The 14,359-nt window shown below is 63.2% G+C and carries 14 protein-coding genes; 10 read left to right on the top strand and 4 right to left on the bottom strand.

Going from position 1 to position 14,359, the window contains the following annotated elements; genetic code table 11:
* The first annotated feature begins 171 nt into the window (after positions 1–171).
* From QMX89_RS21630 to gcvH, 3 genes are all read left to right on the top strand, one after another.
* Entirely contained in the window at positions 172–1,797 is a 1,626-nt protein-coding gene (locus QMX89_RS21630) for an iron ABC transporter permease (protein ID WP_282349818.1), read from the top strand.
* A 111-nt stretch (positions 1,798–1,908) separates the two neighbouring features.
* Complete coding sequence (gcvT, locus tag QMX89_RS21625; RefSeq protein WP_282349816.1) at positions 1,909–2,991, top strand: glycine cleavage system aminomethyltransferase GcvT; 1,083 nt, start codon at positions 1,909–1,911, stop codon at positions 2,989–2,991.
* Positions 2,992–3,035: 44 nt separating this feature from the next.
* Positions 3,036–3,419, top strand: a complete 384-nt coding sequence (gene gcvH / locus QMX89_RS21620) for a glycine cleavage system protein GcvH (protein ID WP_090361205.1) — start codon at positions 3,036–3,038, stop codon at positions 3,417–3,419.
* Positions 3,420–3,455: 36 nt separating this feature from the next.
* On the opposite strand, the gene tauD is transcribed toward gcvH, so the two are convergent.
* From tauD to tauA, 4 genes are read right to left on the bottom strand one after another with little or no spacing between them, the layout of a single operon-like run.
* Positions 3,456–4,289 (bottom strand): taurine dioxygenase, encoded by an 834-nt coding sequence (gene tauD / locus QMX89_RS21615; RefSeq protein ID WP_282349814.1) that lies wholly within the window; start codon positions 4,287–4,289, stop codon positions 3,456–3,458.
* A gap of 31 nt (positions 4,290–4,320) precedes the next feature.
* Complete coding sequence (gene tauC, locus QMX89_RS21610) at positions 4,321–5,151, bottom strand: taurine ABC transporter permease TauC (protein ID WP_049860279.1); 831 nt, start codon at positions 5,149–5,151, stop codon at positions 4,321–4,323.
* Positions 5,148–5,984, bottom strand: coding sequence for a taurine ABC transporter ATP-binding subunit (gene tauB, locus QMX89_RS21605; RefSeq protein WP_282349813.1), 837 nt, complete (start codon positions 5,982–5,984; stop codon positions 5,148–5,150). The genes tauC and tauB overlap by 4 nt, the downstream gene beginning before the upstream one ends.
* A gap of 28 nt (positions 5,985–6,012) precedes the next feature.
* Positions 6,013–6,993, bottom strand: coding sequence for a taurine ABC transporter substrate-binding protein (tauA, locus tag QMX89_RS21600; RefSeq protein ID WP_282349812.1), 981 nt, complete (start codon positions 6,991–6,993; stop codon positions 6,013–6,015).
* Between the two features lie 415 nt (positions 6,994–7,408).
* On the opposite strand from tauA, the gene QMX89_RS21595 reads away from it, so the two are divergent.
* The 7 genes from QMX89_RS21595 to ssuB all read left to right on the top strand — a co-directional run bounded on the left by QMX89_RS21595 (position 7,409) and on the right by ssuB (position 14,256).
* On the top strand, positions 7,409–8,749 hold the full coding sequence (locus QMX89_RS21595; RefSeq protein WP_282349811.1) for an OprD family porin: 1,341 nt from the start codon (positions 7,409–7,411) through the stop codon (positions 8,747–8,749).
* A gap of 152 nt (positions 8,750–8,901) precedes the next feature.
* Positions 8,902–9,540, top strand: coding sequence for a peroxiredoxin (locus QMX89_RS21590; protein ID WP_049860275.1), 639 nt, complete (start codon positions 8,902–8,904; stop codon positions 9,538–9,540).
* Between the two features lie 243 nt (positions 9,541–9,783).
* Positions 9,784–10,377, top strand: coding sequence for an NADPH-dependent FMN reductase (ssuE, locus tag QMX89_RS21585; protein WP_049860274.1), 594 nt, complete (start codon positions 9,784–9,786; stop codon positions 10,375–10,377).
* Between the two features lie 81 nt (positions 10,378–10,458).
* Complete coding sequence (locus QMX89_RS21580; protein ID WP_056844720.1) at positions 10,459–11,424, top strand: sulfonate ABC transporter substrate-binding protein; 966 nt, start codon at positions 10,459–10,461, stop codon at positions 11,422–11,424.
* 76 nt (positions 11,425–11,500) lie between these two features.
* Positions 11,501–12,649 (top strand): FMNH2-dependent alkanesulfonate monooxygenase, encoded by a 1,149-nt coding sequence (ssuD, locus tag QMX89_RS21575; protein ID WP_049860272.1) that lies wholly within the window; start codon positions 11,501–11,503, stop codon positions 12,647–12,649.
* A 9-nt stretch (positions 12,650–12,658) separates the two neighbouring features.
* Positions 12,659–13,447, top strand: coding sequence for an aliphatic sulfonate ABC transporter permease SsuC (ssuC, locus tag QMX89_RS21570; protein ID WP_049860271.1), 789 nt, complete (start codon positions 12,659–12,661; stop codon positions 13,445–13,447).
* On the top strand, positions 13,444–14,256 hold the full coding sequence (gene ssuB / locus QMX89_RS21565; RefSeq protein WP_056844718.1) for an aliphatic sulfonates ABC transporter ATP-binding protein: 813 nt from the start codon (positions 13,444–13,446) through the stop codon (positions 14,254–14,256). The genes ssuC and ssuB overlap by 4 nt, the downstream gene beginning before the upstream one ends.
* Positions 14,257–14,359: the final 103 nt, after the last annotated feature.

The following is a 14,359-nucleotide window of genomic DNA, read 5'->3' as shown; positions in this document are numbered from 1 at the left end:
GGCAGAGACCCGCTCCCACACGGAAAGCACAAAAGCACCTGTTCCTCTGTGGGAGCGGGTCTCTGCCCGCGAACGGCGCACCACCGTACATGCTGACACAGCGCAGTAAGCTCTCCACAGGAGTGGCTGTCGTTGAGAAAGCCCGCAATCTGAAAACCTCGAGTGATTCCATTGTCCTCTTCCGTCCAACGCCGTTGGTATCCGCTGGTCTTGGCCGTGGTCGGGCTCGTGCTGTTGCCGCTGAGTGTGCTGGTGCTGTCCTGGCAAAGCATCGACCTGCAGATCTGGTCCCATTTGTGGGACACGCAGATGCCGCGGCTGCTTGGCAACACGCTGACTCTGGTGGTGGGCGTAGGTACGGGTGTGACGGTGATCGGCGTCAGCCTGGCGTGGCTCACCAGCCTGTGTGAATTCCCCGGGCGGCGCTGGCTCGACTGGGCGCTGATGCTGCCGTTTGCCATCCCTGCCTATGTGCTCGCCTTCGTGTTCGTGGGCCTGCTGGATTTTGCCGGCCCCGTGCAGAGCCTGCTGCGCGAGTGGTTCGGCAACGGCCTGCGCCTGCCGCGGGTGCGCTCCACGGGCGGGGTGATCATCGTGCTGGTGCTGGTGTTCTATCCCTACGTCTATCTGCTGGCACGGACCGCGTTCCTGGCTCAGGGCAAGGGCTTGATGGAAGCGGCGCGCATGCTTGGCCAATCACCCTGGCAGGCCTTCTGGCGAGTCGCCCTGCCGGTGGCCCGGCCCGCCATCGGGGCCGGTGTGGCCCTGGCATTGATGGAAACCCTGGCGGATTTCGGCGCCGTGGCGGTGTTCAATTTCGATACGTTCACCACCGCCATCTACAAGACCTGGTACGGCTTCTTCAGCCTTTCCAGCGCGGCGCAGTTGGCCAGCTTGTTATTGCTGGCCGTGATGCTGGTGCTCTATGGCGAGCGTCGCGCCCGTGGCCAGGATCATGCGGCCAGCGAGCGCCCGCGCGGACAAGCGCTGTATCGGCTGAGCGGATTCAAGGCAGGGCTGGCCAGTGGCTGGTGCGCGCTGGTGTTCGCCTGCGCCTTCGTCGTGCCCATGGTGCAATTGGTCGCATGGTGCTGGCAGCGCGGACGCTTCGACCTCGACGAGCGCTATCGTGAGCTGATCCTGCATACCCTGTACCTGGGCGCCATGGCCGCGCTGATCACCGTCGCGGTGGCGTTGTTGCTGGCGTTCGCGCGGCGTCAGGCGCCCACGCCAGGCATTCGCGCCGGTGTGGCGATCGCGAACCTGGGCTATGCCCTGCCGGGATCGGTGCTGGCGGTGTCGCTGATGCTGGCCTTCAGTTTTCTCGACCGCGAACTGGTGGTGCCAGTGTCCAGCTGGCTGGGCGGCGCCGGTCGGCCGCTGCTGCTGGGCAGTGTGGCGGCGCTGCTGGTCGCCTACCTGGTCCGCTTCATCGCGGTGGCCTACGGGCCCCTGGAAAGCAGCCTGGCACGCATTCGCCCGTCCTTACCCGAAGCATCGCGCAGCCTGGGTGTGGGCGGTGCGCGGCTGTTCTTCAAGGTCTACCTGCCACTGCTGCTGCCTGGCACGCTCAGCGCAGCGCTGTTGGTGTTCGTCGACACGTTGAAGGAGATGCCGGCCACTTTGCTGATGCGTCCATTCGGCTGGGATACGCTCGCGGTGCGCGTCTTCGAAATGACCAGCGAAGGCGAGTGGGCTCGTGCTTCGCTGCCGGCCCTGACCCTGGTGCTGGTCGGCCTGCTGCCGGTCATCGGGTTGATTCGACGTTCGGCGCGCCAGCTGGGTCGAACTCACTGATCCAAGCTTCAGATATCACCACCGCGACCTTGTCGCTACAATGCGCCGCATCCGGCGCAGGCACCAAGGACAATCCGCCTGCGCTTTCGCCACGCCCGGAAGGAGAAACCCATGGGACAGCGTACGCCTCTGTATGACCTGCATCTTGCCCTCGGCGCAAAGCTGGTCGATTTTGGCGGTTGGGACATGCCCCTGCATTACGGCTCGCAAGTCGAAGAGCATCACCAGGTACGTCGCGATTGCGGCGTCTTCGACGTGTCGCATGTGACCGTGATCGATATCCACGGGCCGGATGCCCGGGCGTTCCTGCAACACCTGCTGAGCAACGATGTGGGCAACCTGACCGCAACCGGCCAGGCCTTGTACAGCGCCATGCTCAATGAGCAGGGCGGGGTGGTCGATGATCTGATCGCCTACCTCACCGAGGATGGCTATCGCCTGGTGGTCAATGCCGCCACCCGCAACAAGGACCTGGCCTGGCTGAGCACTCACTCCGATGGGTTCGATGTGCAGTGGCGCGAGCGTCCCGAGTTGGCGCTGCTGGCGGTGCAAGGGCCCGAGGCGCGGCGCAAGGTCGCCGATCTGTTGGGCAACCAACGCCGCGAATTGCTGCTGCGATTGGAACCCTTCGAAGGGCGCCACCAGGGCGACTGGTTCATTGCTCGCACCGGCTATACGGGTGAAGACGGCATCGAAATCGTCTTGCCCGCGGCCCAGGCCGCCGACTTCTTCAACGAATTGATCGGCGCCGGTATCTCGCCCATTGGCTTGGGCGCGCGCGATACGCTGCGTCTGGAAGCAGGCATGAATCTGTATGGCCAGGACATGGACGAGGCGAACTCGCCATTGGCTTCGAACATGGCCGGCAGCGTGGCGTGGCAACCGATCTCGCGGGCCTTCATCGGGCGTGAAGCGCTGGAGCGCGAACGGGCTGTCGGACCGGCGATGAAACTGGTCGGTCTGGTACTCGAGGAGCGCGGCGTGCTGCGTGCGCATCAGGTAGTGCGGATCGCCGGAGTTGGCGAAGGGGAGATCACCAGTGGTAGTTTCTCACCTACGCTGAGCAAGTCGATTGCACTGGCGCGTGTACCCACGGCGACCGCTGACCGTGCGGAAGTCGAGATACGCGGCAAATGGTACCCGGTACGGGTGGTCAAGCCGACCTTCGTCCGGCATGGTAGCACCCTGATCTGAATCGTATGGCGGGCTGGCCGCTGACCCTTGTTGAGGACAATGATATGAGCGATATCCCTGCTGAACTCCGTTTTGCCGAAAGCCACGAGTGGGCGCGCCTGGAAGCTGATGGCACGGTGACCGTAGGCATCAGCGACCACGCCCAGGAAGCCTTGGGTGACGTGGTGTTCATCGAGCTGCCGGAAGTCGGCAAGGTGTTCGCCGCTGGTGATCAAGCCGGTGTGGTGGAGTCGGTGAAAGCGGCGTCCGATATCTACTCGCCGGTAGGCGGTGAAGTGATCGCCATCAACGAGGCACTCGCCGACGCTCCCGAGAGCGTCAACGGCGAACCCTACGGCGCCTGGTTCTTCAAGCTCAAGCCCAGCGCTGCCGGTGAATTGGACAAGTTGCTCGATGCCGCAGGCTACAAGGCCGCCATCGGCGAATGACGGTCAGCGGGGGCGGCCATCGCCACCCCCGCCCGTTCAGAACGGTCGATCCCCCAATATCGTCGCTCGATGCATCACGCGTCGCTGCGGTCGATAGTCGTCGATCGCATAATGCTGGGTCACGCGGTTGTCCCAGAATGCCACATCCCCTTGGCGCCATTGCCAGCGCACACAGAACTCGGGTCGCGTGCCGTGGGCGAACAGCAAGTCGAGCAGCGCCCGACTTTCCGCCGCCGCCAGCTCGTTGATACGGGTGGTGAAGCCGTCATTGACGAACAAGGCCTTGCGCCCGCTGACCGGATGGGTCCGCACCACCGGGTGCGACAGCGGCGGATGCTGCTGCCGGGTCTGTTCCCAGCGTGCCAGGGCCTGGGCATCGTTGCCGAAGCGTTCGAGCGGGAACGACTTGGCGAAATCGTGGGTGGCGGTCAGGCCGTCGAGCAGGATCTGCAAGGGCGCGGACAAGGCCTCGAACGCGGCGATACCGTTGGCCCAGCAGGTGTCGCCGCCAAAGGGCGGGACCTGTTGGGCCGTCAGTATCGCGCCCATTGCCGGTTCCGCGAGAAAGGTGACGTCGGTGTGCCAGATGGCATTGTCGCGCACATCGGTCACGGCGGTGTCGAGCACCAGCACTTCGGGTTGCCCCGGCACGCTGGGGTAGATCGGATGGATGTGCAGGTCACCGAACTGGTGCGCCAGCCGGGCCTGCTGGGCCGGCGTCAGTGGCTGGTCGCGCCAGAACAACACCTGGTGGGCGAGCAGCGCGGCGTCGATCTCGCGTTGCTGCGCCGGGGTCAGCTCCCGGCTCAGGTCGACGCCTGCGATGACCGCGCCGATGGTGGGGCTCAAGGGGGTGATGTGCAGAGTCATGTTGGTCAGCTCTGTTGGTGAAATCGGTGATTCAGTGGCTCTGGCCGTGCCAGGGCACCAGCCGTCGTTGCAGGGCGCGCAAGCCCATTTCCAGGCCAAAGGCGATCAGCGCGATCACCAGGATGCCCAGTACCACCACATCGGTGACCAGAAACTGCGCGGCCGACTGCACCATGAAACCCAGGCCGCTGGTGGCGGCAATCAACTCGGCGGCGACCAGGGTCGACCAACCGACGCCCAGGCCGATGCGGATGCCGGTGAGGATCTCCGGCAGGGCGCTGGGCACGATCACATGACGAATCAGCTGCGCCCGTGTGGCACCCAGCGACTGCGCAGCGCGCAGCCGGGCCGGATCGACGTTGCGCACACCGGTGGCCGTGGCGATGGCGATCGGAGCGAAGATCGCCAGGTAGATCAGCAGCACCTTCGAGGTCTCGCCGATACCGCACCAGATCACGATGAGCGGCAGGTAGGCCAGCGGTGGAATGGGCCGATAGAACTCGATCAATGGGTCGAGGATGCCTTGGGCAATGCGGTTGTGGCCGATGGCGATGCCCACCGGGATGGCGAACAAAACGGCAAAGACCAGGGCCAGGCCGATGCGCCCCAGGCTGGCACCCAGGTGCTGCCACAAGGTTGCGTCCATGTAGCCTTGGGTTGCCAGCAGCCAGGCTTTGTCCAGCACGGCACCCGGCGATGGCAGGAACAGCGGTTCGATCAATTCGCTGGCGGTGACCGCCCACCAGAGCAGCAGCACGCCGGCCAGGGTCAGTGTGCTGATGGCTCGCGTACTCAGACGCCAGGGTCGGCGCGCAGCGGGCTTGCGCGTGCGGTCGATGGCTTCGGTCGGATAGTGGCTCATGCCAGTGCCTCGCGTGCAGTGGGGCCCTGTGGAGAAACACTCTGGGCGAACTCTCGTTGTGCAGATTCTCGTTGTGCAAATACCTGAGCCAGGACGTGCTCGCGGGTCTCGATGAATCGGGGGTCGGACTTGATCGCCCGGGCGCTCTCGCCTGCGGCGTAGCGCTGGCCGAAATCCAGGCTCAGACGCTCCTCGACATGCCCCGGATTGGGTGCGAGCAGAATCAGGTCGGTGGCCAGAAACACCGCTTCTTCGATGTCATGGGTGATCAGAAATACCGGCTTGGCGGTCCGTTGCCAGACCTGCAGCAGCAGTTCCTGCATCTGCTCCCGCGTGAACGCATCCAATGCGCCAAAGGGTTCGTCCATCAACAGCACCTGCGGATCGGCCGCCAGCGCTCGGGCCAGACCCACGCGTTGCCGCTGACCACCGGAGAGCTGCCACACCTGCCGCTCGGCGAAACCGGCCAGATCGACCAGCGCGAGCATTTCACGCGCCCGCGCTTCACGCTGCGGCCGGGCGATGCCCGCCAGTTGCAGACCGAAGGCGACATTGGCCAGCACGTCCTGCCAAGGCAGCAGGGCGTCATCCTGAAACACCACGCCACGCTCCGCCCCTGGACCTTTTACCGCGACCCCGTCCAGGGTGATGCGGCCACTGCTGGGCGGCACGAAACCGGCGATCAGGTTCAACAACGAGGTCTTGCCGCTGCCCGAGGGACCCAGCGCCACGCACAGTTGCTGTGGGCCCAGGCTCAGGGAGATGTCCTGCAACACCGGCTGCGCAGCGCCCGGGTAGTGGGCACTGATACGGTCGAGAATCAATTGGGCCACGGTCGAACTCCGTTGGGCGTGCGCGGGATCACTGAACGAACTTGGCACTGACGTAAGGCGTGTAATCGGGCAGCACGGCTTCCAGCTTGCCCTGTTCCTTGAGGAACTCGGCCGTCTTGGCCACCGCCTTGGCAGTACCGCCACCCAGCAGCGCGTCCGAAGCCTGGGCGTCGGCGTCGGGGTAGGTGGAGCCGGCGAGCAGGTCGGGAACATCCGCGGCATTGGCGCCCGTCAGCTTGGCGATCTTGCGCACCGGCTCGGAGTCGGCGGTCCACTGCGCCTGGTTCTTCGCGTAGTCGGCGAAGGAATCCAGGGTGACCTTGGCGAATTTGGCGATTACTTCAGGGTGCTTCTCGGCGTAATCCTTGCGCGCCACCCAGACCTCGAAGGTCGGTGCGCCCCATTGGCCGACCTGCGCGGCATCGGTCAAGGTCTTGCCACTCTTGCGGATCTCGCCCAATGCCGGCGACCAGACGAAAGCGCCATCGATGTCGCCACGCTTCCACGCGGCGGCGATTTCAGCGGGCTGAAGATTGACCACCTTGACCTTGCCCTCCAGGCCCCAGTGCTTCAGCGCGCCGAGCAGGCTGTAGTGGGACGTGGAAACGAAGGGCGTGGCGATGGTTTTGCCCACCAGTTGCTGGGGATTGTCGATACCGCTGCCGTTGCGCACCACCAGGGCTTCAGCGGAATTGATCTGCGCCGAAACGATGAAAGCGACGATGGGCAGTTTGCGTGAAGTGGCAGCCGCCAGCGGACTCGACCCCAGGTTGCCGATCTGCACATCGCCGGAGGCGATGGCCGTGACCACTTCCGGGCCGCTGTTGAAGCGGCGCCAGTCGATCTTCTCGCCAATGGCCTTTTCATAGACGCCATCGGCCTGGGGCACCTTGCTGGGGTCGATGCCGGTTTGGTAACCGACGGTCAGCGGTGCGGCCTGGATACCCATGGCCAGGCCGGTCAGGGCCAAAGTGGTGAACAGTTTTCGTGCGAAGCGCTGCTTGGCCATGGGTGGTTGCCTTTTACAAGAGTCAGGGGCGGTGAGTTTCCAGCACCCGCTGTTGGCGAGCGCAAAGTGAGGAGCTGGAATCAGGGAACGAGAAGGAATCTAAACGATATAAGAAATGGCTTTGAAATACCGTTTGGGAATTAGCTTATGTTTGATAACTGGATTGAACTTTTTTGTTTGGAAGGTTGTAGCTGTTATGCGATTAAATTCTAAAAAAACTTGAAACAATTCTTTTTGGTTTTGTGAAAATTTCGTTAATCTCGGCACCCAGAGTTTGGCTTAGACCAAGGTCTCGAATCGGCTTGTAAACATTGACTAACTGGTCACGCTTTAGCGCTAATCGCGCATCGGCGGACAAGGGGCGCCAGACCCCGACCAAAGACACCACAAAAATTAGAAACCAGAGGAGCATCACATGTACAAGCAGTCGCTCGCCTTAGCCATCGCGCTCGCCAGCATCTCCACCAGTGTTTACGCCGCCGATCCGGCACCCTCGGGTTTCCTCGAAGCCAGCAAAGCAACGCTGAGCTCGCGGACCATGTACTTCCGCAACGATACCCGTGAAGGCACAGCGAACGACCAGGAAGAATCGGCCCAAGGCTTCCTCTTCAACTTCATCTCTGGCTACACCCCCGGCACCGTCGGCTTCGGTCTGGACGTACAGGCCATGACCGGTATCCACCTGGACGGCGGCCGCGGTCATCACCCGAACAACAACAGCTTCTTCCCGAGCGACACCGATGGCTCGGCCGAGAAGACCTGGTCGCGTCTGGGCGCGAACGGCAAGGTCAAGTTCGCCAAGTCCGAACTCAAGGTGGGTAGCGCACTGCAGCCCAACCTGCCGATCCTGGTGTCCAACGATGGTCGCCTGCTGCCTGCTACCTACCAGGGCGGTATCCTGACTTCCAAGGACCTGGACAACTTCACCTTCACCGTTGGTCGCCTGAACAAGTCCGCGGGTCGTGCTACCAGTAACTACTCAGGTCTGGGCGTCGGCGGTGCCACTCAAGACACCAACAACTTCCAGTTCGCCGGTGTGGACTGGAAAGCGACCAAGGACCTGACTCTGCAGGTCTACCACGCGCAACTGGAAGACTTCTACAAGCAGACCTTCCTGGGCGCCGTGCACGTGTTGCCTCTGGGTGAAGATCAGTCGTTCAAGACCGACCTGCGCTACTTCGACAGCCGCTCCGACGGCAAGAACGGTGACGTTGGCTACCGCTTCAACAACAACAGCGGCTACGCCAGGACCCCAGGTGAAATCGACAACAAGACCTGGAGTGCCATCTTCACCTACAGCATCGCTGGTCACGCGTTCCTCGCCGGCTACCAGCAAGTGGGCGATGACGGTGGCATGCCGTTCATCAACAACGGCAGCGTGGTCGATGGCAACGGTCGCAACGAAGGCAACGGCGGTTCCAGCGTCTACCTGTTCACCGACAGTATGGTCAACTCGTTCACCCGTGCTGGCGAGAACACCACGTTCGCCCAGTACTCCTACGACTTCAGCCGTGTCGGCGTACCGGGCCTGAAGGCTTCGATCGCCTACCTGCATGCCGATGACATCAAGGCAGCCGGTACCGGTGATTCGGACAACTCCGAGTGGGAACGCGACATGCGCGTCGACTACGTGATCCAGAGCGGTCTGCTGAAGAACTTCGGCGCCACCCTGCGTAACGGTACCTACCGCAGCGACGTGGGCACCAACACCGATCAGACCCGTCTGATCTTCAACTACACGTACGCTTTCAAGTAATACGTGCCGTTGGAAAAAGCCCGCCTCGTGCGGGCTTTTTCGTTTGTGGCGCAGCGTTATTCCAGATTCGCCTAGCACCAGCACCATCCATTCTTTTTGTTTCCTGTCCGCTCGGTGCACAGTCATGCGCACAACAGTCCAGGAGCAGCACCATGACCATTCGACTCGGCGACATCGCCCCCGACTTCCAGCAGGAATCCAGCCAGGGCAGCATCAGTTTTCACCAGTGGCTGGGTGATCAGTGGGGCGTGCTGTTTTCGCACCCGGCCGACTTCACACCCGTCTGCACCACCGAGCTGGGCTTCACCGCCAAGCTGGCCGACGAGTTCGCCAAGCGCAACGTCAAGGCCATCGCCTTGTCGGTGGATCCGGTCGAGTCCCACCAGCGCTGGATCGGCGACATCGACGAGACCCAAGGCACGACCGTGAACTTTCCGATTCTGGCCGACGCGGACCGCAAGGTGTCCGAGCTTTACGATCTGATTCATCCGAACGCCAACGACACCCTGACCGTGCGCTCGCTGTTCGTCATCGATCCGAACAAGAAGGTCCGGTTGACCATCACCTATCCAGCCAGTACCGGGCGCAACTTCCACGAGATCCTGCGGGTGATCGACTCGCTGCAACTCACGGACAACCACAAGGTGGCGACTCCGGCCAACTGGCAGGATGGTGACGATGTGGTGATCGTGCCTTCGCTCAAGGACGAAGAAGAGATCAAGCAGCGCTTCCCCAAGGGCTACAAGGCGGTGAAGCCGTACCTGCGCCTGACCCCACAGCCCAACCGCTGAGCACCTGCCCTGTAGCAGCGGTGAAAGCCGCGTCCGGGGTTTGCGGTGCGTCAGATGTACCGTGTTTACCGGTGACGCGGCTTGCGCCGCTGCTACAGGGGGCGCAGTGGCTTGTATATGTTTTTATCGAATAACCAAATGAATAAATATGATTTAAAGATATAAATCCTGCCTGTTACTGTTCCCTCCATTCCGGCGACTTCTCCAGAAGCGCTCCGACTTCGCTATTCAAGGATTTACCCCATGCTCGTCGTATCTCTGGGCGGCAGCCCAAGCGTGCGCTCGCGCTCCGGTGTACTGCTGGAACGCGGCAAGCAGTGGCTGCAGCGTAAAGGCGTCGAAGTAGTGACGTTCCAGGTACGGGACTTCCCGGCCGAAGACTTGCTGCACGCCCGTTTCGACAGCCCGCACGTACTGCACTTCATCGAGTTGGTCGGCAAGGCTGATGGCCTCATCGTGGCAACGCCGGTGTACAAGGCCTCGTTCTCCGGTGCGCTGAAGACGCTGCTCGACCTGCTGCCTGAGCGCGCCCTGAGCAACAAGGTGGTGCTGCCCGTCGCCACCGGCGGCAGCATCGCCCACATGCTGGCGGTGGACTACGCGCTCAAGCCGGTGCTGGCCTCGCTCAAGGCGCAGGAAATGCTTCAGGGCATCTTCGCCGACGACAGCCAGATCGCCTACGGCGAAGGCAGTGTCGCGGCCCAATTGGCACCGGCCCTCGAGCAGCGGCTGGAGAGCGCCCTGGAGGAATTCCACGCCTTCCTGCTGCGCCGACCCCAGACCCATGATCCGGCCTTGCTCACGCAAAGCTTGCGAAGTGCCCGCTGGAGCATCTGATTCGAACTGCCGTACCCACCTTACTCGCCCGCCAACGGGCAAGCAGGTGCAACCCAATTCCCTCTGCAAAAGGAGAGTGCCATGCGCACCCTGTTCTTGCGTCGTGGCGTGGTCGCACTGTTTGCTGCGGCTGTGTCGTTCGGCGCCATTACCCAGGCCCAGGCTGAAACCCTGCGCATCGGTTATCAGAAATACGGCACGCTGGTCCTGCTCAAGGCCAAGGGCACGCTGGAGAAGCGCCTGGCCGCCCAAGGCGTGGACGTCAAATGGACCGAGTTTCCCGGCGGGCCGCAACTGCTCGAAGGCCTCAACGTCGGCTCGATCGATTTTGGCGTGACCGGAGAAACCCCGCCGGTGTTTGCCCAGGCAGCCGGTGCCGATCTACTGTACGTGGCCTACGAGCCACCGGCCCCGACCAGCGAAGCGATCCTGGTGCCCAAGGATTCGACCATCCGCTCGGTCAGTGAGCTCAAAGGCAAGAAGGTCGCGCTGAACAAGGGTTCCAACGTGCATTACCTGCTGGTGCGTGCGCTGGAAGAGGCGGGGCTCAAGTATTCCGACATCCAGACCGTCTACCTGCCGCCTTCCGACGCGCGTGCCGCCTTCGAGCGCGGCAGCGTCGATGCGTGGGTCATCTGGGACCCCTACCAGGCGGCCGCGGAGCAGCAGTTGCAGGCCCGCACCCTGCGTGACGGTCAAGGCATCGTCGACAACCTGCAGTTCTACCTCGCGACCAAGCCCTATGCCCAGAAGCACCCGGAGGTGATCACCGCCCTGGTCGAAGAAGTCCGCGCGGTGGGTGAATGGTCCAAGGCCCACCCCGAAGAAGTGACCGCCCAGGTCGCACCGCTGCTGGGCCTGCCGGCCGACATCACCCTGACCTCGGTGAAGCGCCAGGGTTACGGTGCGCAGTTTCTCAATCCGCAGACCGTTGCCGCGCAGCAGAAGATCGCCGACAGCTTCCATCAGCTCAAGCTGATCCCCAAGCCGCTGCGCATTCAGGATGTGATCTGGACACCGCCGGCCAATGTAGCCAAGGCGCCCTAAATCGCCCCGTTTCAACCACCGCACAATTGCACCGGTGCCCCGGCACCGGTTTCGAGCCACGTCAGGAGACAACTCCATGAGCCTCAACATTTTCTGGTTTCTTCCCACCCACGGCGACGGCCATTACCTGGGCACCGCCGAAGGCGCGCGGGCGGTCGATCACGGGTATCTGCAACAGATCGCCCAGGCCGCCGATCGCCTGGGTTACGGCGGCGTACTGATTCCGACCGGGCGTTCGTGCGAAGACTCCTGGCTGGTGGCGGCCTCATTGATTCCAGTCACCCAGCGCCTGAAGTTTCTGGTAGCCCTGCGTCCAGGCATCATTTCGCCCACCGTGGCGGCGCGTCAGGCCGCGACCCTGGATCGGCTGTCCAATGGCCGCGCACTGTTCAACCTGGTCACCGGCGGCGACCCGGATGAGCTGTCCGGTGACGGGCTGTTCCTCACCCATGAGGAACGCTATGAAGCATCGGTGGAATTCACCCGCATCTGGCGTCGTGTGCTGGAAGGCGAAACCGTCGACTACGATGGCAAGCACCTCACCGTCAAAGGCGCCAAGCTGCTTTATCCCCCGGTGCAGCAGCCACGTCCGCCGCTGTACTTCGGCGGCTCTTCCGACGCAGCCCAAGACCTTGCCGCCGAACAGGTGGAGATGTACCTGACCTGGGGTGAACCGCCGGCGGCCGTGGCCGAGAAGATCGCCCAGGTGCGCGAGAAGGCGGCCAAGCTCGGCCGCACCGTGCGGTTCGGGATTCGCCTGCACGTGATCGTGCGGGAAACCAATGAAGAAGCCTGGCACGCCGCCGAACGGCTGATCGCCCATGTCGACGACGACACCATTGCCCGTGCCCAGGCCTCGCTGGCGCGCTTCGATTCGGTAGGCCAACAGCGCATGGCTGCGTTGCACGGCGGCAGCAAGGACAAGCTGGAGGTGAGCCCCAACCTGTGGGCCGGCGTAGGCCTGGTTCGTGGCGGCGCCGGTACCGCGCTGGTCGGTGACGGTCCGACCGTGGCCGAGCGGGTCAAGGAGTACGCCGCGCTGGGCATCGACACCTTTATCTTCTCCGGCTACCCGCATCTGGAAGAGTCGTACCGCGTCGCCGAGTTGCTGTTCCCGCACCTGGACGTGCAGCGCCCCGAGACACCGACCGGCGCCAATTACGTCAGCCCCTTCGGTGAGATGGTGGCCAATGACATCTTGCCCAAGGCCGCGGCCAAGCGCTGAGAATCTGTCATGAGTACATCAAGCAAAATCATCCACCGGCTGGCGCCCTGGGCGCTGCCAGTGGGCCTGCTGTTGATCTGGCAGGTGGCGGTCAGCGTCGGCTGGCTGTCGACGCGTATCCTGCCGGCGCCCAGCGCAGTGTTCGAGGCGGGTGTGGCGTTGTTCAAGTCCGGGGAGATCTGGACGCATCTGGCCATCAGTGGCTGGCGCGCCGGCATCGGCTTTGCCATCGGTGGCGGCATCGGCCTGGTATTGGGGCTGATCAGCGGCCTGTCGCGCTGGGGCGAGCGCCTGCTCGACACCTCGGTGCAGATGATCCGCAACGTGCCGCACCTAGCGCTCATTCCGCTGGTGATCCTGTGGTTCGGTATCGACGAGTCGGCGAAGATCTTTCTGGTGGCCTTGGGCACATTGTTCCCGATCTACCTGAACACCTACCACGGCATCAAGAACGCCGACCCCGCGTTGGTAGAAATGGCTCGCAGCTATGGCCTGTCCGGGTTTCGTCTGTTCTGGCAGGTGATTCTGCCCGGAGCCTTGCCTTCCATTCTGGTCGGCGTGCGTTTCGCCCTGGGTCTGATGTGGCTGACGCTGATCGTGGCGGAAACCATTTCCGCCAGCTCGGGCATCGGCTACTTGGCCATGAACGCGCGTGAATTCCTGCAGACCGACGTCGTGGTCCTGGCCATCGTGTTGTATGCGATTCTCGGCAAACTGGCCGATCTGGCGGCACGTGGGCTGGAACGGGTGTGGTTGCGCTGGCATCCGGCCTATCAAACCAAGGGAGGTGCGGCATGACCGTTCTCAAGGAACAACCGCAGAACCTGCGGCGCGGGATTCCCCTGGCGGTCCGTCAGTTGCGCAAGACCTTTGGCGAGCGCGAGGTGCTGCGCGACATCGACCTGAACATTCCGGCCGGCCAGTTCGTGGCCATCGTCGGTCGCAGCGGTTGCGGCAAGAGCACCTTGCTGCGCCTGCTGGCAGCCCTCGACCAACCCACCAGCGGCCAGCTGCTGGCCGGCTCGGGTCCGCTCAGTGAGGCGCGCAACGATACTCGGCTGATGTTTCAGGAAGCTCGCTTGTTGCCGTGGAAACGGGTCATCGACAACGTTGGCCTGGGGCTTTCCGGCAATTGGCGCGAGCAGGCCCTGCAGGCGCTCGAAGCGGTGGGGCTGGCCGAACGTGCCAATGAATGGCCGGCGGCGCTGTCGGGGGGGCAGAAGCAGCGTGTGGCCTTGGCGCGGGCGCTGATCCACAAGCCGCGGCTGTTGCTGCTGGACGAACCCTTGGGTGCTCTGGATGCCCTGACGCGGATCGAGATGCAGCAGTTGATCGAGAACCTGTGGCGCAAGCACGGCTTCACCGTGTTGCTGGTGACCCATGATGTGTCCGAAGCCGTGGCGATTGCCGACCGGGTGATTCTGATCGAGGAGGGGCGTATCGGTCTGGATCTGGCCGTCGAGCTGCCGCGGCCGCGGGCTCGCGGTTCTCATCGCCTGGCGGCGTTGGAAACCGAAGTACTCAATCGGGTATTGGCGTTACCGAGCAATCCACCGGAGCCAGAGCCCCCGTCACCATTGCCGACCCAGTTGCGCTGGGCGCGTTGAACCGGACGCGGTACGTCAGGTAGTCCGCACATACCGCCGACGCGGCTCGCGCCGCTGCTACAGGGATTGCATATCCAGAAGATACGGCGATCCCCTGTAGCAG

It is taken from the genome of Pseudomonas sp. PS01301 (genome assembly GCF_029960215.1).
GTDB classification, from domain to species: domain Bacteria; phylum Pseudomonadota; class Gammaproteobacteria; order Pseudomonadales; family Pseudomonadaceae; genus Aquipseudomonas; species Aquipseudomonas coleopterorum.
Note: the sequence above shows the minus strand (reverse complement) of the source record. Positions and strands in the feature narration are given on the sequence as shown.